The organism is Paenibacillus sp. JJ-223, assembly GCF_927798175.1.
In the GTDB taxonomy this organism is placed as follows: Bacteria; Bacillota; Bacilli; order Paenibacillales; family Paenibacillaceae; genus Paenibacillus; species Paenibacillus hubeiensis.
On sequence record NZ_CAKMMP010000007.1, the window covers coordinates 43,432 to 63,990 of the forward strand.

At 50.4% G+C, this 20,559-nt stretch carries 18 protein-coding genes; 4 read left to right on the forward strand and 14 right to left on the reverse strand.

What is annotated here, in order from left to right; genetic code table 11:
- Nucleotides 1-236 precede the first annotated feature (236 nt).
- The 12 genes from aroF to L6H98_RS13955 form a co-directional block, all read right to left on the reverse strand.
- A complete protein-coding gene (gene aroF, locus L6H98_RS13900; protein ID WP_236415888.1) occupies nucleotides 237-1,301 on the reverse strand; it encodes a 3-deoxy-7-phosphoheptulonate synthase in 1,065 nt (354 codons plus the stop codon).
- 461 nt (nucleotides 1,302-1,762) lie between these two features.
- Nucleotides 1,763-2,719: a 4-hydroxy-3-methylbut-2-enyl diphosphate reductase gene (locus L6H98_RS13905; protein ID WP_236415891.1), complete on the reverse strand. Its 957-nt coding sequence runs from the start codon at nucleotides 2,717-2,719 to the stop codon at nucleotides 1,763-1,765.
- A gap of 67 nt (nucleotides 2,720-2,786) precedes the next feature.
- Nucleotides 2,787-4,247 carry a HAMP domain-containing sensor histidine kinase gene (locus tag L6H98_RS13910; protein WP_236415893.1) on the reverse strand — a complete coding sequence of 487 codons (1,461 nt, stop codon included), beginning with the start codon at nucleotides 4,245-4,247 and terminating at the stop codon, nucleotides 2,787-2,789.
- A 1-nt stretch (nucleotide 4,248) separates the two neighbouring features.
- Nucleotides 4,249-4,938 carry a response regulator transcription factor gene (locus L6H98_RS13915; RefSeq protein WP_236415894.1) on the reverse strand — a complete coding sequence of 230 codons (690 nt, stop codon included), beginning with the start codon at nucleotides 4,936-4,938 and terminating at the stop codon, nucleotides 4,249-4,251.
- A gap of 178 nt (nucleotides 4,939-5,116) precedes the next feature.
- A complete protein-coding gene (locus L6H98_RS13920) occupies nucleotides 5,117-6,748 on the reverse strand; it encodes a trypsin-like peptidase domain-containing protein (protein ID WP_236415895.1) in 1,632 nt (543 codons plus the stop codon).
- A 140-nt stretch (nucleotides 6,749-6,888) separates the two neighbouring features.
- The gene (locus L6H98_RS13925) at nucleotides 6,889-7,551 is read right to left on the reverse strand and encodes a response regulator transcription factor (protein WP_236415896.1); all 663 of its coding nucleotides are present in this window, start codon (nucleotides 7,549-7,551) and stop codon (nucleotides 6,889-6,891) included.
- Nucleotides 7,548-8,585 (reverse strand): sensor histidine kinase, encoded by a 1,038-nt coding sequence (locus L6H98_RS13930; protein WP_236415897.1) that lies wholly within the window; start codon nucleotides 8,583-8,585, stop codon nucleotides 7,548-7,550. The genes L6H98_RS13925 and L6H98_RS13930 overlap by 4 nt, the downstream gene beginning before the upstream one ends.
- A 6-nt stretch (nucleotides 8,586-8,591) precedes the next feature.
- The gene (liaF, locus tag L6H98_RS13935; protein ID WP_236415898.1) at nucleotides 8,592-9,623 is read right to left on the reverse strand and encodes a cell wall-active antibiotics response protein LiaF; all 1,032 of its coding nucleotides are present in this window, start codon (nucleotides 9,621-9,623) and stop codon (nucleotides 8,592-8,594) included.
- A 182-nt stretch (nucleotides 9,624-9,805) separates the two neighbouring features.
- Nucleotides 9,806-9,991: a hypothetical protein gene (locus L6H98_RS13940; protein ID WP_236415900.1), complete on the reverse strand. Its 186-nt coding sequence runs from the start codon at nucleotides 9,989-9,991 to the stop codon at nucleotides 9,806-9,808.
- A 115-nt stretch (nucleotides 9,992-10,106) separates the two neighbouring features.
- Nucleotides 10,107-10,643, reverse strand: a complete 537-nt coding sequence (locus L6H98_RS13945; protein ID WP_236416314.1) for a 3D domain-containing protein — start codon at nucleotides 10,641-10,643, stop codon at nucleotides 10,107-10,109.
- A 460-nt stretch (nucleotides 10,644-11,103) separates the two neighbouring features.
- The gene (thrS, locus tag L6H98_RS13950) at nucleotides 11,104-13,041 is read right to left on the reverse strand and encodes a threonine--tRNA ligase (RefSeq protein WP_236415901.1); all 1,938 of its coding nucleotides are present in this window, start codon (nucleotides 13,039-13,041) and stop codon (nucleotides 11,104-11,106) included.
- 429 nt (nucleotides 13,042-13,470) lie between these two features.
- Nucleotides 13,471-14,415 carry a putative sporulation protein YtxC gene (locus L6H98_RS13955; RefSeq protein WP_236415903.1) on the reverse strand — a complete coding sequence of 315 codons (945 nt, stop codon included), beginning with the start codon at nucleotides 14,413-14,415 and terminating at the stop codon, nucleotides 13,471-13,473.
- A gap of 180 nt (nucleotides 14,416-14,595) precedes the next feature.
- Between L6H98_RS13955 and L6H98_RS13960 the strand changes: the two genes are divergently transcribed.
- The 4 genes from L6H98_RS13960 (at nucleotide 14,596) to L6H98_RS13975 (ending at nucleotide 18,081) form a co-directional block, all read left to right on the forward strand.
- Nucleotides 14,596-14,997, forward strand: coding sequence for a hypothetical protein (locus tag L6H98_RS13960; RefSeq protein WP_236415905.1), 402 nt, complete (start codon nucleotides 14,596-14,598; stop codon nucleotides 14,995-14,997).
- 334 nt (nucleotides 14,998-15,331) lie between these two features.
- Nucleotides 15,332-15,826: a cation:proton antiporter regulatory subunit gene (locus L6H98_RS13965; RefSeq protein WP_236415906.1), complete on the forward strand. Its 495-nt coding sequence runs from the start codon at nucleotides 15,332-15,334 to the stop codon at nucleotides 15,824-15,826.
- A 4-nt stretch (nucleotides 15,827-15,830) separates the two neighbouring features.
- Nucleotides 15,831-17,069 (forward strand): cation:proton antiporter, encoded by a 1,239-nt coding sequence (locus tag L6H98_RS13970; protein WP_236415907.1) that lies wholly within the window; start codon nucleotides 15,831-15,833, stop codon nucleotides 17,067-17,069.
- Between the two features lie 106 nt (nucleotides 17,070-17,175).
- Nucleotides 17,176-18,081: a YitT family protein gene (locus tag L6H98_RS13975; protein ID WP_236415909.1), complete on the forward strand. Its 906-nt coding sequence runs from the start codon at nucleotides 17,176-17,178 to the stop codon at nucleotides 18,079-18,081.
- Nucleotides 18,082-18,436: 355 nt separating this feature from the next.
- Here L6H98_RS13975 and L6H98_RS13980 read toward each other — a convergent pair whose 3' ends face one another.
- Together L6H98_RS13980 and L6H98_RS13985 are read right to left on the reverse strand one after the other, a co-directional pair.
- Nucleotides 18,437-19,450, reverse strand: coding sequence for a zinc-binding alcohol dehydrogenase family protein (locus tag L6H98_RS13980; RefSeq protein ID WP_236415910.1), 1,014 nt, complete (start codon nucleotides 19,448-19,450; stop codon nucleotides 18,437-18,439).
- Complete coding sequence (locus L6H98_RS13985; RefSeq protein WP_236415911.1) at nucleotides 19,447-20,412, reverse strand: aldo/keto reductase; 966 nt, start codon at nucleotides 20,410-20,412, stop codon at nucleotides 19,447-19,449. Before L6H98_RS13985 ends, L6H98_RS13980 begins: the two co-directional genes overlap by 4 nt.
- Nucleotides 20,413-20,559 lie beyond the last annotated feature (147 nt).

The following is a 20,559-nucleotide window of genomic DNA, read 5'->3' on the forward strand; positions in this document are numbered from 1 at the left end:
TAAATACGTTCAATGGAGGTGAAATGTGACATCGAAATATGGACTTTTCCCGGAGCTCTACCACAATTTGCGGTCTATTTTATGGGGGCAGCTCCATTCCTCTTTACCCAGACGATAGTTAATCTCTAATCTAAAAAAAAGGGCACCTGCCCCGATCACCAGTATACTTGGCAATCTAGGCAGCTACCCAACATCATATGTCTATGCGCAAAATCGAAACATCATTGAATTAAACGTTAAACGCCCACTCTGGCCGGGAAGAAATCTGCCGGCTGTTTGGCCGTGCTGAACGTTCTGCCCACCAATGGAGCCAACTTCTCCAGATCCTGCAGCAGGCCCGCAAATTGGTCAGGGAACAAGGATTGCACGCCATCGCCCGTCATGGAATTGTCCGGGTCGGTATGCATCTCGATAATCAGTCCGTTCGCGCCAGCGGCCACGGAGGCCTTCGTCATCGGCTCTACGAGCTCGCGGCGGCCCGTGCCATGGCTAGGGTCGGAAATGACCGGCAAATGACTCAGGGACTGCAGAACAGGGATTGCAGACAGGTCAAGCGTGTTGCGCGTGTACGTTTCAAACGTACGAATGCCGCGTTCACACAGCATAACATTTGGATTCCCCCCCGCCAGAATGTACTCGGCAGCGTTAAGGAATTCATCGTATGTCGCACTGAATCCACGTTTTAGCAGAACAGGTTTCCCGCACTCGCCCAATTTGCGCAGCAAGTCAAAGTTCTGCATGTTACGTGTGCCTACCTGCAGAATGTCCGCATATTCAGCACAAATATCAACGTATTCGGGAGTCATGACTTCCGTGATGGTCAACAGGTCATGCTTCTTGCCCGCTTCGGCCATCATGATCAAGCCTTCCACGCCTGTTCCTTGGAAGCTGTATGGACCTGTGCGCGGTTTGAACGCTCCGCCGCGAAGCACCTGTCCGCCAGCAGCTTTGACCAATCCGGCAATTTCGTCGATCTGTGCAGCCGATTCAACAGCACAAGGTCCGCCCATGACAACCAGTTCTTTTCCGCCGATTTCGACGCCTTTAATGTTGATGACCGTGTCGGACGGGTGGAAATCACGGCTTGCCAGTTTATAGGATTTCGAGATTTTCACAACATTTTCGACGCCCTTCATTTGGCGCAAATGCTCGGCCATCTTTGGCTCCACCTTGCCGATGAGACCAATAATCGTGCGATCTTCCCCTCGGGATACATGAGCTTGAAGCCCTTCCTTTTCGATTACGGTCACGATTTCCTGAATTTGTTCCTCCGCGGCTGACTTGCCTGCAATTACGATCATGATTATCCATCCTTTCATATATGAGAGCTCGCTTGAGATGTATCGATGTCATTATACGATCAAATTCTCTTCCACTTAAACGCTTGTTCGCTTTTAAGCTTTTTAGCTTTTATCCGTTAAAGTGAATATACCATGTTTTTTCCTTATCGTCAAACCTTTTCGTACCACAAACACATCCATCTGTTCTGGTATACAGACTTTCTGTGCAAAGCAGCATGCTCCAATTTAATATTTTCTTCATCTGGTACATCACCCTATCAATGTCGCTATATATATGTAGAAAAGTTTTGTTAATGTTCTGCTTTCCCCCTTGGAAAATGTCTTGCATGCCGCTTCAACGTTTTAACTGCATTTTTCAATCATACTTCATATGGAATGTATGTCTATAACCTCAAAAAAGCCGGCCTCTCAGATCTCAGATCTGAAAAGCCGGCTTCATTCAACCGAATGCATTTACCCCATTATGAATGGTTGCGCGCCTTCTCGCGCACAGGGGGAAGCAGCTTGCTCATGTTCACCGTCCGCTTGATTTCCCACGTTTCCGGTTTGTCATGTTCGTACTGCTCAAGGTAAGCGATGACTTCTTTCGTAATCGGCGTCGGCGTCGACGCGCCGGAAGTTACCGCCACTTTGGCCACGTCTTGCAGCCATTCCTGCTTGATTTCGGTCACGTCGCCGACGCGGTAAGCGCGAACGCCCGCAATCTCTTCCGACACCTGTGCCAGTCGATTGGAGTTGTTGCTGCGCGGGTCGCCAACCACAATAACCAAATCCGCCTGACCGGCCTGCTCTGCCACGGCTTCCTGACGGACCTGGGTCGCGAGACAGATTTCATTGTGGATCTCGGCACCCGGATACTTCTCCAAAAGCCGGCTCATAATGTGCTTAATGTCCCACTGGCTCATCGTGGTCTGATTGGTAATCAATATTTTGCCTGCCGGCACGTCAAGTTCGGCGATCTCTTCTTCCTTTTCGATCAGATGAACCTTGTCTGGCGCAACGCCGATCGCTCCTTCAGGCTCAGGATGATTCTTTTTGCCGATGTAAATGATCTCGTATCCCTCGGCCGTTTTTTCCCGAATAAGATCATGGGTTTTCGTCACGTCCGGACAGGTCGCGTCAACGGTGGTCAAACCTTTCTCCCGCGCCAGTTTGCGTACTTCAGGCGATACGCCATGAGCCGTAAATATAACCGTTCCGCTCTCCACCTGGCTTAAGATTTCCATTCGATTCGGACCGTCCAGCGTTATGATGCCTTCATCCTCAAAGGAATCCGTTACATGTTGATTGTGCACGATCATGCCCAATATATATATAGGCCGGGGCAAATCAAGGTTGCGCGCTGCCTGGCGTGCCAACACCATCGCATCCACAACCCCGTAGCAATACCCCCGCGGCGAAATTCGCAATACTTCCACTTGGTTGCCACCCGCTTTCTTTTTTGGCATTGCTGCCAATGGTTTTGCAGTCTACTCCATTATACCTTTATTCAATAGGCGGAGCAAAGACTACCGGCAGCCAGATTATAAAGGTCGTTCCTTCGCCGCGTCTCGTCACCACTTCCACAGAACCATGGTGTTCCTCAATGATCCATTTCGCGATGGACAGGCCGAGGCCGATGCCAGGCGTTGCCCCGCGCGACTCGTCCGCGCGATAGAAGCGATCAAAGATGTGAGGCACTTCATCCCGTTCCATGCCAATCCCCGTATCGCTGACTCGCAGTCCCACCTGCCCCTTGTACAAAATGGCATCCATCGTCACCGATCCGTCCGGTGTATACTTGAATGCATTTTCAATAAAAATAAACAGCATTTGCTGCAAATAATCCTTGTTGCCGTTCACGTAGATGCCGTTCAGGATGGAGAAGTCCCCCGGATGCCACTCTGCCTGCCTATCGAGGAATTGGGATCTGCGCGCCACTTCCTGCACCAGAATCTGCAGCGGAATCGGCTGCAGCTCGATTTTTTGGCCGGTATCCGCCCTGGCCAGGGACAACATGTCGCTGATCAGCCTGCTCATGCGCTTGCCTTCGTCGGCCATGTCATCAATGGCTTCCAAAGACATTTGCTTGATCGTTTCCTCGTCGAGATTGGATCGCTCCAAGCTTTCCACGTCCCATAGCTTTTTAAGGAAATCCACATTGCCCCTGATCGTCGTCAGCGGCGTGCGCAGCTCATGCGAAGCGTCCGATACGAACCGCCGCTGTGCCGCATTCGTCTCCTCCAGTCCGCGGAAAGACTGCTCCGTGCGCTCCAGCATATTATTTACCGTCTCGATGAGGCGACCGATCTCGTCCTTCGGTCCCGAATACTGGATGCGGACGCTCAGGTCATCTCCCGACTGAATCTGATTGGCGGCATCGATCACGTTGACCAGTGGGCGCATCGACTTGCGCGCCAAGATCAGCCCGGACGTAATCGCCAGAGCCATCGCGACAAGCCAGCCGAAAATAAGAATGTTGAGCAAAGCCTCAAGCAATCTTTCCTGAGAGCTCACGTTGGCGCCAACCTGCAGTGCGCCTCTGATCTCATTGGTTCCCTGAAGGGACAAGGGCTGTTGATTCACCAGAAATGGCGTTCCATTAACGTATACTTTGGATATGCCGCGTTCTTTCAAAATCTCTATTGTGCTCAGCACGGGAAACTGGATGCCGAGCCTCTCCATATTGCCAGATATTTTCACGGATCGGCTCTGATAATCCACCAGCTGGATATATATTTGCGCTTCCTGAAGCTGATTTTCCGTTAATTGATCCAGATCCAGCGACTGGGACAGCGGGTTTACGCCGATTTGTTCCGTAATTCGGGCACTCTTTACCTTTAATTGCTGTTCCACTTCCTGATAGGAATTGAAATAGACGAACGCATAGATGACAACTCCCCAGAAGATCAATACCGCAGCCAGGATGCCTGAATACCAAGCGGTTAATTTTAACCGGATGGACATGTCAGGAGTCACCTCGCAAAATATAACCCGCTCCACGGATCGTTTGGATCAAACGTTTGCCTCCATGTTCTTCCGTTTTCTGCCTGAGCATGGCAATGTAAACCTCAAGCACGTTGGATTCGCCGCTGTAGTCGTAGCCCCATATTTTATCCATGATCAGATCGCGCGACAGCACCCTTTTCGGATTTTGCATGAACAGGTTCAGCAATTCGAACTCTTTGGCGGTAAGCTCAAGCCGTTTGCCGTCGCGAAGCACTTCACGCGAATCATTGTCCAGAATAAGATCTTCATACGTCAGCCGGTTGTCCGCTGCATCGGCGATATCCGATCTGCGACGCAACAAGGCGCGTACTCGCGCGAGCAGTTCCTCCAAAGCGAATGGTTTTACGAGATAATCGTCCGCGCCGGTATCGAGTCCGGTCACCCGGCTTTGCACCTCATCTTTTGCCGTCAGCATCAAAATGGGTACCTTGCTTCCTGCCGCACGCAGCCTGCGACATACTTCAAATCCGTCGATCTGCGGCATCATGACGTCCAGCACGACAACGTCCGGTTCCTTATCCATCAATTTATTCAACCCTTCGGCGCCATTGGACGCCGTCTGCACTTCATACCCTTCGAATGCCAGCCCCCGCCGGAGCATGGACACGATTTTTTCGTCGTCATCCACAATCAGTATCGTTGATCGCATGGTCTTTCCCCTTTATCTTGACGTTTTTATAGTTGTATTTCCATTGTAGCAGGCTGTCACCCCGTCTGCATCTTTATGCCCGGCTGCCTTTGGTTCGGACAAAAAAACGGAAGGGCATTCAAGCCCTCCCGTTCGTCCCGAGCCTCGAATCCAAACATTTCGTTCCTTCAGGCTGCCGTTATTGTTGCTCGGTCGTTTGTGTTGTATCGTAATCGTTTTTGTTGCCGACTTTCACTTTGATGTCCATTTTTTTGCCATCACGCACCACATTTAATGTGATTTCACTGCCAATCTTTTGCGTTTTGATGAAATCGATCAAATCTTGGCTCGTGCTGTAAGCTGTGCCATTCGCACCTGTAATGATATCGTACGGACGCAGGTCCGCTTGATAAGCAGGGGATTGGTAGATCGTGCTGGCCACGACGGAACCTTCGGTAATGTCCGTGCCCATTTGTTTTGCCACTTCAGGAGTCAAAGCCATAAGAGAAGCGCCGATGAACGGAACCGGCTCCTTTGGAACCTCTTTGTTTTCTTTCAGGTATTTGACGGCTTCCGAAATGACGCTGGACGGAATGGCAAAGCCGATCCCTTGTGCATCTGCGCTGACCGCAACGTTCATCCCGATGACTTCCCCATTCAGGTTAAGCAATGGGCCGCCGGAGTTACCAGGGTTGATCGAAGCATCGGTTTGCAGCAAGTGGCTGTATTCACGCGTTTTGCCCGTATCTTCGTCCGGAATGCTGATTGTACGTTCTTTCGCACTCAATACACCTGCAGTAACCGTGTGTTCAAAGCCTTCCGGGTTACCGATGGCAACCAGCCATTCGCCGACTTGAGTGCTGTTGGAATCCCCAAGGGGAGCTACAGGGAAATCGTCGTCCCCGCTATTTTTCTCGATTTTCAACACGGCAAGGTCAAGATCGAAGCTGCTGCCGAGCAGTTTTGCTTCATATGGCTTGCTGTTGTTCTCCAGCGTTACCTGAATGACGTCAGCGCCCTGTACCACGTGTTGGTTGGTGAGGATATAGCCCGCTTTATCGAAAATAAATCCCGAACCGATGCCGAGCGGAGTCAGCTGGTTGGTGCTTTGCTGCTGCTGCTGTTGGCTTTGGCCGCCATTCATACCGCCTTGGCCCCCGAAGAAGTATTGATACAACGGGTCGCTCAAAGTCGATCCGCCCTGACTGCTGCGGGTAGATTGTTTGGCCAGCGTTTCGATTTTGACTACGGCAGGACTTGTGTTGCTGACAACGGTGGATACATCCGTTTTGCCGGTCGGTAGCAGCGATGCCGTCACGTTGTTGCTGTTTCCCGAATTCGTTGGCGTTGTCTCGCTAGTGCTTTCATTCTGCGTGCTGGTCAGCGCCTCTTGCGGCGTAAACATATTTGTACGATCTGCGGTGTACATCAACACCGTAATAACGAGCATGCCGGCAATAAAGGAAAACAAGAGCGAACGGATCGAAGAACGACGAGGTTTGCCGCTGCCTCCGTTATTGTTGAAATTCCAATTCCCATTGCCGTTGCCGCCATTCCCGTCGTTGCCTCCGTTCCCTTGGCTGCGAGGAGGTTCGGATGGCCCTGCACTGTAGAATGCGGGTACAGCCTTCACCGGCTCGGGTCTTGTAATCTCAACCGTTCCTTCTTCACGATGATTCGAAGACGATGTATCATTTTGGTTCACGGACTGGAAAGGTCCATAAGAGTAATAATATGAGGAGTCTTCCGTTCCGGATGTATTGCGATTGTCCGCCTGATTAGGTTCGTTTTGTCCATCTTGGCGGTTAGGTCTGTAAGTACGTTCATCCATGCCATTCTACCTCCCAATCTCCTGTATGCAAGAGATATTCTTTAACTGTCCTTATTTTGTACTTTAAACCTTAACTGTACCTTAAAAACAATTAAAAAGGAGATAAAACCGCATCACGACTGCATTTTTCGCGGTTTATGTCATTGAGGCGGCTTTACCCATCCTTGTCGATAGGCATAAATGGCCAATTGGGTGCGGTCATCCATCTCGCATTTCATCAGCAGATTGCTCACATGGGTTTTGACCGTTTTGATGCTGATATGTAGTTCCTCACCGATATCCTTGTTGCTTTTTCCCTCGGCAATAAGCAAAAGGACCTCTTTCTCCCGTTCCGTAAGTCCGGATTCGTTCTCCCTTGCCGTGCGCTGCCGAATGCCCCTTGTCAACGCCTGGGACACATCTCCCGTCATGACAGGCATGCCGCGATGGGCGCCTTGAAGCGCATAAATCAGCTCCTCCGCCGATACGGTCTTGAGTACGTAACTTACCGCGCCTGCCTCAATCGCCTGCACGACCAAATCATCTTCGAGAAAGCTCGTTAACATGACGATTTTCATACCCGGAAATTCGGACATAACCGCCTGCGTAGCTTCTGCTCCATTCATAATCGGCATCATAAGATCCATCAGGATCAGATCAGGCAGTTCCTCTTTGCCCAATCGACGCAGCTGATCCAGCGCATCCTGGCCATTTCCCGCTTCAGCCACGACATGAAAGGCAGGCTCCAGCATCAAATACGTCTTGAGCCCCATGCGAACCATGTCATGATCGTCCACAATCATAATGTTGACTTTACCGCTCATACCGTTTCCCCCTCAAACTTGTCCTGGAATCTCGGGATGAACACGCGCACCGTCGTTCCCGCTCCCGGTTTGGAAATAATCTGAACCTGTCCCCCCAGTTTCTCGGCCCGTTCCCGCATCGTCGACAGCCCATAAGAACCAGGGCGGTCGGTTTGCTGCAAAAAACCCTGCCCATCATCGCTGACGCTGACGCTGATCTGATGCTCGCTTTCCCTGATCGAAAGACTGACCATGCAAGCTTCGGCATGCTTTACCACGTTGGCCACAGCTTCCTGAATAATGAGAAATAGCTGGTGCTCAATGGCCTCGGACACTCCGCCATCCAGTTCCAGCTCTTTGACGCCCCTAAGGCCATTTTGCCTGCAATAATCGGGAAACCAGCTATCCAGCGCTTCGGCAAGATTACGTCCTTCCAGTTCAACCGGACGGAGCTGGGCGATCAATCCCCGCATCTGACGCTGGGCGACATGCGACATTTGGATAAGCTGGGCAAGCACATTGCGGCCATGCTCCGGATTGATTTCCAGCAGTTTAGGCAGGGAAGAAGCCGACATGTGGATCGCGAACAACTGCTGGCTGACCGTATCGTGCAGATCTCTCGCCATCCGCCTGCGCTCTTCCAGAACCGCGTGTTCGGACGCCTTTTCCTTCTCGATCACCTCGTGTTCTCCAAGACGTTGAAGCAGCCTCATCTTTTTCTCGATGGACTCCATCATAACGTTGAATTCTTCATATACGCGGCCAAAAGAAGAATCTTCCGTCTCCGGCATGCGAACGGCCAGATTCCCCTTGGACACTTTGAGCATGTTGAGATCCAGCAGATCGATCTTGCGCTGCAGCCGCAGTGCCGCGATGTATCCGGTAATCATCGTAGCCAGTACGACGATTGCGGCATACGTCCATGCACGGTGACGGCCGGCCTCGGCCAGCACATCGCCGTACATTAGATAGAAGCCCCCCAGCGTAATCAGCCCGGTCAGGACAAAGTACATCATAAGCTCCCATTTATTCGCCTTTAGAATTGTTCGAAGCATTTTATCTTACCCCACCTTGTTTACTTTGACGTCGCCAATAAATACGCTGACTACGATGCGAACTTTTTTGCCGGCTTCGCGGTAATGCGGAGTTTCTGTCTGTGCGCTGCTCAAAAATCCGCCCCGCTTCTGATTCAGCAAACTCATGTCGCCAATAAACGAGTTGGTGGTTACCGTGATCCCCAGGTCCATGTCGGCCGGCACAAACACCTTGACGTCTCCAATAAAGGAAGAGATGTTAATTTTGGTTTCACCGTAAGGGATTTGGGCTTTGGTAAGATCAATGACCGTGTCTCCAATGAATGTCGAGATATTCATCGGCTTCAATTGGAAGACGTCCTGTCCGAGATGAAGGTCCCCGATGAACGTGGATTTATTGATGTTTCTGCCGTCGCCGTAATCTTCATAGCCGTAGCCGTGCTGCCCATGTTTCCCATGTTGGCCATCTTCGTAACCTTTGGAATCGTGGGAGAATTGTTTCCAGGATTGCTGTTCCCCGGAATGGTGTGAACCATGTGGCGTTGAGGCGTTACCCTGCACTCCGCTTGTTTCTCCGCCATTCGGTTTGCCGAACGTTTTTTCGAATTGCTCGTCAAACGTGGAAGGCATCTCCAATTCTTCCGGAGTAAGCGGCTTGTAGGTTTCGGATGCCTCAGGCGGAGGGGACTGCATTTGGTCTTTATGCTTGCGGTCTCTTCGGCGTGGCCCGATCAAAACAAACAATCCTCCGCCAATCAGCATGACGGGAATGAGGTACCGGATAAACTCACCCATGGAATAGTCGATCCAATCCAGATTACGCGCAAGGAAGTACCCGCCTATGGCAAGCACGATGACCGGTCCGATCGCCGCGTAACCTCCGTTTCGCCGGATTTCGGTTAGGCCCTTGAATCCCCACCAAATCAAAAATACCGGCCAGTATGTTCTAAACACGTATCCGATGTCAATATCGTAACCCATTTGTTTGAGCAGAATGACCAGACCGACCGCGATCAACGGTATGCCAATCCACCAACGGTCCCGCATAGAATGTTTCATCGCTCATTTCTCCTTCTTCATTGATTCTGTAACCAGTTTAACGCAGACAAGGAGTCATGAACAGCGGCGGCAGATGGAACCCAACTCCGTCTCGAGACCGATGCGAATGGGTATTTATGTAAAAAAATAAATAAAACAACACCCTGGAGCACATCAGCTCCAGGGTGTTGATCGTTACTTGATTACTTTTCGTTAAGGCCTTGGTCTTCTACGGCAAACTCGGAGTTAAATTTTTCATCCGGAGTTTTGTAGTTTTCCTGCACTTTGTTTTGCGCAGCCTTTTGCACTTTTCCTTTTACGTTTTCTTGACCAAATTCTGCATTGAACTTCTGGTTAGGAGTTTGACCTGTTTGGAAATTTTTTGGCACGATGAATGCACCTCACTTTTAGTATTTGGGATTCAAGCACGATATGCACAAACGCTCTTGTCCCCAGAAGTATTATGTGTAGAGTCCTTTGCCGTTATTCATCGTCCAAATCACCCTAGATGGCCTTGTCTAACCAAGAATCCGGAATGCTTCGATACACATTAATTGTTTTTGTCAGCTCATCCAGCATTTTTTCGGTACACTTTCCGTTTCCTTGTTTGATGACCTGCACTTCAACGTCTTTTTTGCCCCATTCCTTATATACCTGTTTGATGGTCGGGAAATAAAGATCGATTTTGTTGCCCTTGATGGCTGAACCCGTATCGGCAACGATTCCGTATCCATACCCAGGAATGTATAGAATGGAGCCCATGGGGAACAATTTCGGATCTGCAGCGATCGTGGATACGGTTTCCTTGTCCCGCCGCACCTTTACTCCCGAATACGTTATCCCGTACTGCGGATGTTTGGGTCCTTTGCCCGTGGATTCTACGCCTGCCGTATAACCGGTTGCCGTTACTTTATGTGTATCCAGTATTTGTTCGGATCGCGGAGCCAACACAGGTATGGATGATTCATCGCCGTTCTTGGCCAGTTTCCCTGCATTGGAATCGTTCACATTCGAGGACCACAGCAAGGATAATACTCCCATCGTCGTCACCCGAACATGGTCATTGGTGATGAGTCGTTGTGCATAATGGCTGCTTATGCCTGCAGAAACGAGATGCGGAGGGTTCATATGCTCGACAAATCGTTCGCCATTATCCTCTTCGAACGTGTAAGCTAACGCCTGTCTTCCCTCTATAAACATCAGTACAACAAAGATGACACTGCACATAAACAGAAATGGTACGGTTCGGATTGAACTTGTTTTGAACATGGACATGGATATAACCTCCCCCTTACTGCAAAGGTTTTCCAAAATGCCCTGTTGTTATACCAATCCCAATAACTCTAAAATCGATATCCATCAAAAAAGACCCGCACCCAGCACGCGGCCATAACCGCATACTGAATGACGGATCTTCCAATCACGGGCTGCTTATCATCGATCGCCTTTCCCGAGTTAGTTTAGATGTTAGTTTAGATTTCAGTGTAGAACGTGTAGCACGTCACACCCGTTTTGAAGCAATCTCTTCTTTCAATTGAGCCACGATTTCATCCAAAGGCTTCATGCCTAAATCGCCTTCGCCCCGTTTACGCACGGATACACCTTCGGCATTGCGCTCGTTCTCTCCGACAACGAACATATATGGAAGTTTCTCCAATTGGGCTTCGCGAATTTTATAACCCAGCTTTTCGTTGCGAAGATCGGCTTCGGCGGAAATGCCTGCACGTTTCAGCTTGGCCTCCACTTCGCGGGCATAGTCGTCGAAATAGGTGGATACCGGAATAACTTTAGCCTGTACCGGAGAGAGCCAGAGCGGCAGTGCGCCCGCAAAGTTCTCCAGCAGGAATGCCGTGAAACGCTCCATCGTACTGATTACGCCGCGATGGATAACGACTGGGCGGTGTTTCTGTCCATCATCTCCGACATATTCCAGTTCGAAGCGTTCAGGGAGAAGGAAATCGAGCTGTACAGTGGACAGCGTTTCTTCCTTGCCCAGAGCGGTTTTGATCTGAACGTCCAGCTTCGGACCGTAGAATGCCGCTTCGCCTTCGGCTTCATAGAACGGCAGGTTAAGCTCTTCTACGACTTCACGCAGCATACGCTGGGACATTTCCCACATTTCGTCGTTTTGGAAATACTTTTCCGTATCCTGCGGATCGCGGTACGAGAGACGGAAACGGTACTCGTCAATGCCGAAATCTTTATAAACCGTCTGAATCAGTTCGATCACGCGTGCAAATTCTTCTTTGATCTGGTCCGGACGGCAGAAAATATGGGAATCGTTCAGCGTCATTGCACGCACGCGATGCAGTCCTGTCAGTGCACCGGACATTTCGTAACGATGCATCATGCCCAGTTCGGCAATGCGGATCGGAAGGTCGCGATAGCTGTGCATGCTGGACTTGTACACCATCATATGGTGAGGACAGTTCATTGGGCGGAGCACGAGCTCTTCGTTATCCATTTCCATTTTCGGGAACATGTCCTCTTGATAATGCTCCCAGTGACCGGACGTTTTGTACAATTCCACGTTACCCAGAACCGGTGTGTAGACATGCTGGTATCCCAGGCTTTCCTCCAGGTCCACGATGTAACGCTCCAGTGTACGGCGAAGCTTCGCCCCGTTCGGCAGCCAGATCGGCAAGCCTTGACCCACGAGTTGGGAGAAGGTGAAGATTTCCAGTTCCTTGCCCAGCTTGCGGTGATCCCGCTTGCGGGCTTCTTCCAGCAGGCGCAGGTGCTCGTCCAGTTGTGCCTTTTTCACAAAAGCCGTGCCGTAGATACGCTGCAGCATTTTGTTTTTGCTGTCTCCGCGCCAGTAAGCCCCGGCAACGTTCATCAGTTTAAACACTTTGATTTTGCCTGTGGAAGGCACGTGCGGACCACGGCAAAGGTCAAAGAACTCGCCTTGCTCATAAATCGTAATTACGCTGTCTTCGGGCAGGTCACGGATCAGTTCCAGCTTGTACGGATCGCCCACCTCTTCAAAGGTGCGGATCGCTTCTTCGCGGCTAACTTCTTTACGAACGATCGGCAGGTTTTCGCCAACAATGCGTTCCATTTCCTTCTCGATCTTTTGCAAATCTTCCGGGTTAAGCGGATGTTCCAAATCCATGTCGTAATAAAATCCGTCTTCGATAACAGGTCCCACGCCGAGATGAACCTCTTTGCTTCCGTACAAGCGTTTAACGGCTTGAGCGAGCAAGTGTGCGGTACTATGGCGCATCACTTCAAGTCCTTCGGGAGTATCCTGGGTCACGATTTCGACCAAAGCTCCTTCATGAAGCGGTGTGGACAAGTCTACCACGATGCCATCCAATTTGCCGGCTACCGCATTTTTGCGCAATCCGCTGCTAATCGAAGCTGCTACGTCCTCAATGTTGCTTCCTTCGGCATATTCGCGGACGGAGCCGTCCGGAAGTTTAATGTTTACTGTCATTGGTCTCATTCCTCCTATGAATGTTAGAGCTGTGTCCTCACGGAGACGGACTGAAATCTATGCGGTTCCCGCCATTTCGGCAAAAACGCAAAAAACACCCGTCCCGGTCAAGGGACGAGTGTGATCATACTCGTGGTTCCACCCTAATTCGGCTGCCTTTCACAAAACTTATGGCATGCAGCCCTCATTGGCATGTCGATAACGGGCATGACCCGGCAAGTCCTTACTCACGACGAATGCCTGTCGTCAGATGCACAGGCTTAGCCGTTTTCAAAACTGCAGCTACAAAGGGGTAAACCAAACGTGGCTTTCGGAGGAAATTTCAGCCTTGTTTCCCCTCTCTGCACCAACCTTGCGCATGGCCCATGTCTTTGTCAACGCTTTTATTGTAGATTGAATCGTATGGCCATGAAGTGAAGACTTCATGAATCAACAGTTATTATAATTGCCAAGATCACTTGCGTCAAGACCTGTCATCAGCCCCGTCCGGAGCACCTCGCACTCGGGGCACTGGTGGCAGATCTGAACCTTGTCCTCAAAAATGTTGCGGATCGTTGAAATAATAGGGAGATCCGGAGTGCGTGTGTGCAGCAGCACTTTTTCGGGAGAGATGGAGATCAAGGTGCTGACAATCATGTCCTCAATGTCCATTTCCAGCTCCAGTCCCGGCATTTCGACGACAACCTGCTCGTCTTTTTGAACAGGCAGCGGATTGAACGAGGCATCGAACACGCGGAACTCATGCGAGCCTTTGTGCACAAGATGTACCAGCGGCACCTTCGCTTCCTGGAAAAATACAAAGTATTTAAGCAGCCCCATAAACTCCTCGTACTGGCGATCCATCCAGAACTCATCAATGGCGTATTCCACCAGCTCCTGAAGCTCCTGTCTATACTGCTTTATACGGAAACGGATGATGCCTTCCAGCGAAAAAAAATGGACCTCCTCCAGATCCTTTCGCAAACCGCCGGCCAATGTATTTCGTCTCCGTTCCCTCATTCCCTGCTGCCCCATCACATGTTGATCAAGGAGCGGCATGAAAATCCGTTTAACCTTTTCGATCTCGTCTTGTTCCATCACCGAGCAGGCTTTGGAGATCAGGCGTTCCGCGATGGATCGTTCCTGGGTTTCCATAATGAAATCCGCCAAGCCGAATGCCAGCACTTCGCTGATTTTGGGCAGCCATTGCTGAAAATCGGCGTGCTTTTCATTGCCTCTGCATACCCAGACGGCTCTCCCGTTCTTATGTTTGAACGTGAGCCGAAAACCTCTTTTGCTTATATGTAATCCTTTGGTTTTCTCTTTGACGCACCGGTAAAAACGTTCTGCCTCATCCGCTCCGGACACCTCTGTCCATACATTGAACAATTCCACGTCGCTCACTCCTTTCCATCCTGTTCAAAGTATATGGCAAGGCCAACAGGGATATACGAAGCGGATTGATGGAAAGGGTGTCATGATTTCTCAACATCGAATAATCCGGTTTGGAGAAAAGACAAAAATGTGTTATTATTTTTATAACAGTATGTTTCACGGAAAAGGAGGGAAGCCAAGATGAGAACATATTCGGAATTGCTGAGATGCCTCATGATCGTTATTTTGTGCGTATTTCAGGGCTTGTGCTTCCCTATTCCCATGCAGTCGGAATCTGCTGTAGGTGTGTCTGTGGATGCAACCTCCAACAAGGAGGCGGCGCTTCAAATTACGGAGTCCCAGCAAAAGCCTTTAATTCGCAAATATCCGCAAATCATGTCCAAGCTGCTGGCGGTTACGCATAGCAGGCCTGTGTTTCTTGTGGTCAACTTATTGTTGCTGCTGCGAATTCCCGCTCCCCGTCTGCCCTTTAAACCGTTGATTTATCTGTTTAAACGCAGATTATTTCTGCTGCCCATCAAATTCACGAGTTTGTTTGTGTCATCCCCTTCCTTTGCACCAAAGTACGCGAATGCGCTCTGATTGTGACGCAATCCGTATTTTAGGCTGCCTTGCATAGAGTCGCCTCTGCCCTCTTGGCACGACGGTGCGCTTGTGCATAACTTAATACCCATTATGCAAACGTTAATGATTGGATTGTTCGATAGCATCGTCTTATTCGAGCTGTAATTGTTGTACCTTGCTCACCCAAATTACGACAAAGGCTGTGTAGTTGAAAGTCACGGCTCTGTTTACCTGTCTGAGCATGGCGTATTTTCACGTCCTCAATCCCCCGTTCCTCGGTGGACTATCATCGGATTTTCGGGTAATCGCCTGACTTTCGACCGGCCTTCAATATTAAGGAGGCATTTAACGAATGGATGTACGTGAAACGGATTTGCCGGGAATCGGCCGAAAATTTCAGATTGAAACGAGCAGCGGAGACAAAATCGTTGTCATTATCCATGATGACGGAAGACGGGAAATGTATCATTTCGAATACGACGACCCTGATCAAAGCATCTCCATGATCACGCTCGATGATCATGAGGCAAGACAAATTGCCGCCATTGTAGGCGGATTGACCTACAAACCGAAGCAGCTCGAAAACATTGAAGTCACTTTCGATGACCTGATCATCGAATGGTATAAAATCGAATCCTCTTTTGGCTGCATCGGCAAATCCATCGGAGAACTGGATGTGCGTCAGAACTCCGGGGCAACAGTCATTGCCGTTGTAGAGAAAAATCACAAAAAACATATCAGCCCCGGTCCGGAGGTCGTGATCACGGCAGAATCCACGGTTGTTGCCGTTGGCGAACGCAACCAGCAGAAGCTGTTCAAGTCTCTCCTTCTGACCGGAAGGGGGTGACTGCATGGACCATTTGGTATTTGAAATCGGTTTGGCCCTTGTGCTCATTGCGGCTGCGGGCCTGATCTCGGCAAAACTGCGCTTTTCGGTCGTTCCGTTCTACATCTTGATCGGGATGGCCGTCGGCCCCCATGCGATGAAAATCTGGCATTTGGATTTTCGTTTTATCGAAAGCCAACCCTTCATCGACTTTATGGGACGAATCGGGATTCTGTTCCTGCTCTTCTATCTCGGATTGGAATTCTCGGTCGGAAGATTGATCAAATCCGGCCGTTCCATCGCGGTCGGTGGTTCGATCTATATCGCCATCAACTTTACTCTAGGTTTGGTACTCGGTTTTGCTGCGCAATTTCCGGTAGCGGAAGCGCTCGTTATCGCTGGAATCACGACCATCTCCTCCAGTGCCATCGTGGCCAAAGTGCTGGTTGACCTTAAACGGACGGCAAACCCGGAAACGGAAATGATTCTTGGCATTATTATGTTCGAGGATGTGTTCCTCGCCGTATATATTTCCATCCTGTCCGGACTGGTGCTCAGCGACTCGTCTTCCATCGGAGGCGTGCTCATGTCCGCTCTTGTCGCACTTGGTTTCATGCTTATCGTCATCATACTGGGGCGCAAGGCGACGCCATTGCTGAACAAAGCTCTCAAAATCCGTTCCAACGAGCTATTCTCGCTTGTCGTTTTCGGTGCATTGTTCCTGGTTGCCGGATTCTCCGAAACCATTCACGTTGCGGAAGCCATCGGTGCCTTGCTCGTTGGTCTGGTACTGGCGGAAACGGAGCATGCGAAACGCATTGAACACTTGATTCTGCCATTCCGCGACTTCTTCGGCGCCATCTTTTTCTTCAGCTTCGGTCTGTCTATCGATCCGTTGGCCTTGGGCGGGGAAGCGGTATGGCTTGCCTTGATCGCGGTGGTCGTTACCTTATTCGGCAACTTCCTGGCAGGCATGCTGGCAGGACGAAGCGCCGGACTTTCACCGAAAGCTTCCGCCAATATCGGACTGACTATTGTCTCACGCGGTGAGTTTTCTATCATCATGGCCAACATGGGCAAAGCAGGCGGACTACTGCCGATTCTGCAGCCTTTCGCGGCACTGTACGTTCTGATTCTGGCTATACTCGGGCCGTTGTTGACCAAAGAATCCAAGCACGTCTTCCGATTGCTGGACAAAATATTCAAGTTCAAGAACCCTCGTAAAAAGAAAGAAGAAACCAAGGTGCTTCAGGAAGAAGGCTGATGTCTTCTGACCCAGGCATTCCCTTGAAACCAATCGCGGCTCATTCGCCGTTCTTTCTGTAACCCACCCGGGGAGAAGGGCTCGCAGCCGCAAAGGAGGATGACGCATGAAAGCACCTCTGATCTCGGCTAATCCGGCGCAATCGCCCGCCAAGACCCGAACGAAGCCTACGCATCGTCTGCTTAACCTGCTTTTGGTGGTCGTTGGCGGCATTCTGGCCTCCGTGGGCCTTGAATTGTTCTTACATCCGAACAAAATCATTATCGGCGGAATCACGGGCCTGTCCTCGCTATTCGCTCACTGGACAGAGATGCGAATCGGTTTGTTCCTGTTTTTGTTTAATGTACCTTTTATTTTTCTGTCCTATCGGATCGTTCAAAAAAAGTTCGTATTGGTCAGCGTTCTCGGGCTGGTTGTCTTTTCGATCGGTGCCCTCGTGCTTTATCCAATGCCGCCACTGGTAGAGCATCCTCTGGCTGCAGCCATCTTCGGCGGTCTGTGCCTTGGACTAGGCATCGGACTTGTAGTAAGGTATGGCGGAACGCTGGATACGCTGGAAATCGGTGATCCGTCCTCCCGTCCGCCGGAACGCCTGTTTAGCGGGAAGCGGATGCTGGTTGAAAAAATAATTATGCTGATCAACTTGTTGATTCTGACGGCAGCCGGTGTTGTATTCGGCTGGGATCAAGCGATGTATTCCGTGATTGCCTACCTGATTGCGTACGAGATGGTGTATATTGCTTTTCGGGGATTTACGTCGAAGCGCAAGTTGTATATATTGACCTCCAAAAGCGATCAGGTGCAGGCCGCGCTGCGCAAACGACTGCGTCGTGAACCTGGAATACCGTTTGCAGCTGCAGACATAACGCAACCCGCTAACGCGGATGGCTGGATTCAGCAAATTCCCGGCACGCTCTATTATGAAATCCACGTTCTGGAAATGATCTGGCTCAAATCGGTCGTACGGCATATCGATCCGCATGCCGGCATCGTTACCCACCCTGAAAAATAACCAGGGGATTCAAATAAAAACTCTCTCTGATCTGTGTGTGGCATGCTTCCGCACCAGATCAGAGAGAGTTTTTTGTTGTTATAGAAACTGCATTAATCAATCACACTAGGCCACTACGAGTGCAGTACCATCTTCCGATCGCTGTTATCCCCAGATTATTTTGAATCTCCTTTTCTAAGGAGTAATCCGGTGATAAGCCTATGCTTCCGATGCAGCTTTCTTTCAGAAAGCTTTTAAGCGAACGCTTCGCTTCTTCAGATTGGTTCTGCCTCTTCGTTAACGTGTGTATATTTTTTGCCGTTTATATATTTATTTCGCAGCACACGTCCGCCAAATTCCCGGTCGGCACATTTCTTTACAGTTCAACAACGGCTTTTACGGCCTGCGTTTCAGGGAGCAGCAGCCGATTCATGAAATCAGGCAATTCCTCGAAGCGTGCCCTGTGGGTAATGAAGCCGTCCATATTCAACGTTTTCCCGCGCAATACAGCCATCACACGTTCAAAGTCCTCACGTGTGGCGTTGCGGCTTCCCAGCACTTCCATCTCGCGTTTGTGAAATTCGGGATCATGCAAAACAATGTCCGCCTTCACCAAACCGACATAAATCAATTGCCCACCATGAGCAACATAACGAATCGCTTCATTCATCGATTGCACGTTTCCGGTGGCGTCAAAAACGGAGGTTGCAAAATCGCCTGAGGTTAAATCGGCAATCCGGACTGCTGCGTCGTCCGCTGCAATAACAAGTTCATCCGCCCCGGCCCAGGTCCGGCCGAGTTCCAGCCTGTTCGCATTTCGGTCGACAGCAATGACCCTCGCTCCTGCCTGCTTCGCAAATGCCATAACGCCCAGACCGATCGGTCCGGCTCCGATGACCACGACCTGATCTCCAGGTTGTATGGCCGACCTTCTGACGGCATGCGCGCCAATGCTGAGTGGTTCGATCATGGCCGTTTCGTCCAGGGTCAGGCCGTTTGCCTTGACCAGGTGTGACACGGGAACGGCAATTTGCTCGCGCATCCCGCCATCCACATGCACGCCCATCACCTGCATGGAAACACAACAGTTGGTTTTGCCTCTTCGGCACGCGATGCATTGACCGCAGTGAAGATAAGGAATGATGCTAACCTGATCTCCCGGCTGCAAACCGGCTTCATTGTTTCCGATTTGATCAATTACGCCTGCCAATTCATGCCCCAAAATACGCGGGTAAGTAAAAAAAGGCTGATTTCCTTTATACGCATGAAGATCGGTGCCGCAAATGCCTATTCTGCGAATCGATACCAGCGCTTCTTGATCACCCATGACAGGCTCGTCCACATGCCGAAGGGCCAGACGGTTAATCTCTTCGCATACGATCGCTCTCATTTCGGTTCCCCCTTGGCTGTCTGCTGCCTTTTTTCGTTATATTCGGGCCGTCCGCTCGTCCAGGTGACATTATGGATCGGAGCCAAAATGCGGAGCACCTCGTTCAGCAATTCCTCATCCATAGGCTCCTCGATCCAGGCCACGTTGTTGCGAATGTTCCGCTCATTTGCACTGCTCACCAGCGTGGTCGGAATTCTTTCGTGGGCTGTGGCAAACTGCACGGCCAGCTTGGCGATATCGCTCCCCTGTTCCGTGCAGAAGCGGGCTGCGTCCAGACATGCCTGCTTCACCTCGTCATCCGCAGGATGCCAAGCAGGCGTTCCTCTCGTGCTTAACAATCCCATCGAAAGAGGAGAGGCGTTGACCAGGCCCACGCCTTCTTTGTCCAGAAGCGGCAGCAAGGACAATAAAGAATTGTCGTTCAGCGCATAATGGCAATAGGAGATGATGGCATCCGCCTCAAGCCGAGGCAGCATGTATTCGAACAGCTGCAGGGGCAAGCCGCAAATGCCCGCATATCGGATAATGCCTTGTTCTTTCAGCTGCAACAGCGTCGGAAACGCTTCCTCAATGATGATGTCGGCCGGAACGAATTCGATATCATGCAAAAAGAGGATATCGATATACTCCGTATGGAGCCGCGCCAAACTTTCCTGCACGCTGTCCAATATGCGTTGGCGGGAGAAATCGAATGCGTTTTCACCGTAACGTCCTGCTTTTGTAGAGAGCGTATACGAACTGCGCGGGAGCGACTTAAGCGCCTCGCCGAGCACCGTTTCCGCTTTGGTCAACCCATAATAAGGGGAAACATCGATATAATTCATTCCTGCGTCCACCGCCGCATGCACGGTCCGTATGCCTTCGCTGCGATCAATATCCCGAAATACCGAACCCAGGGAGGATGCACCAAAACTGAGCACGGGCACCTTCAGGCCTGTATTGCCCAACACTCTTTGTTTCATAAGGAAGCCCACTCCTTTCATGATGATATATACTTCTTCCGTTCTGAATGCCCTTTCATTTTATCAGCTTAAAATGATTATAAAATAGCGTTCAACGTGCAATATGTACTCTTTTTTGATCTTTTTCTGAGCTTTATTCGATTATAT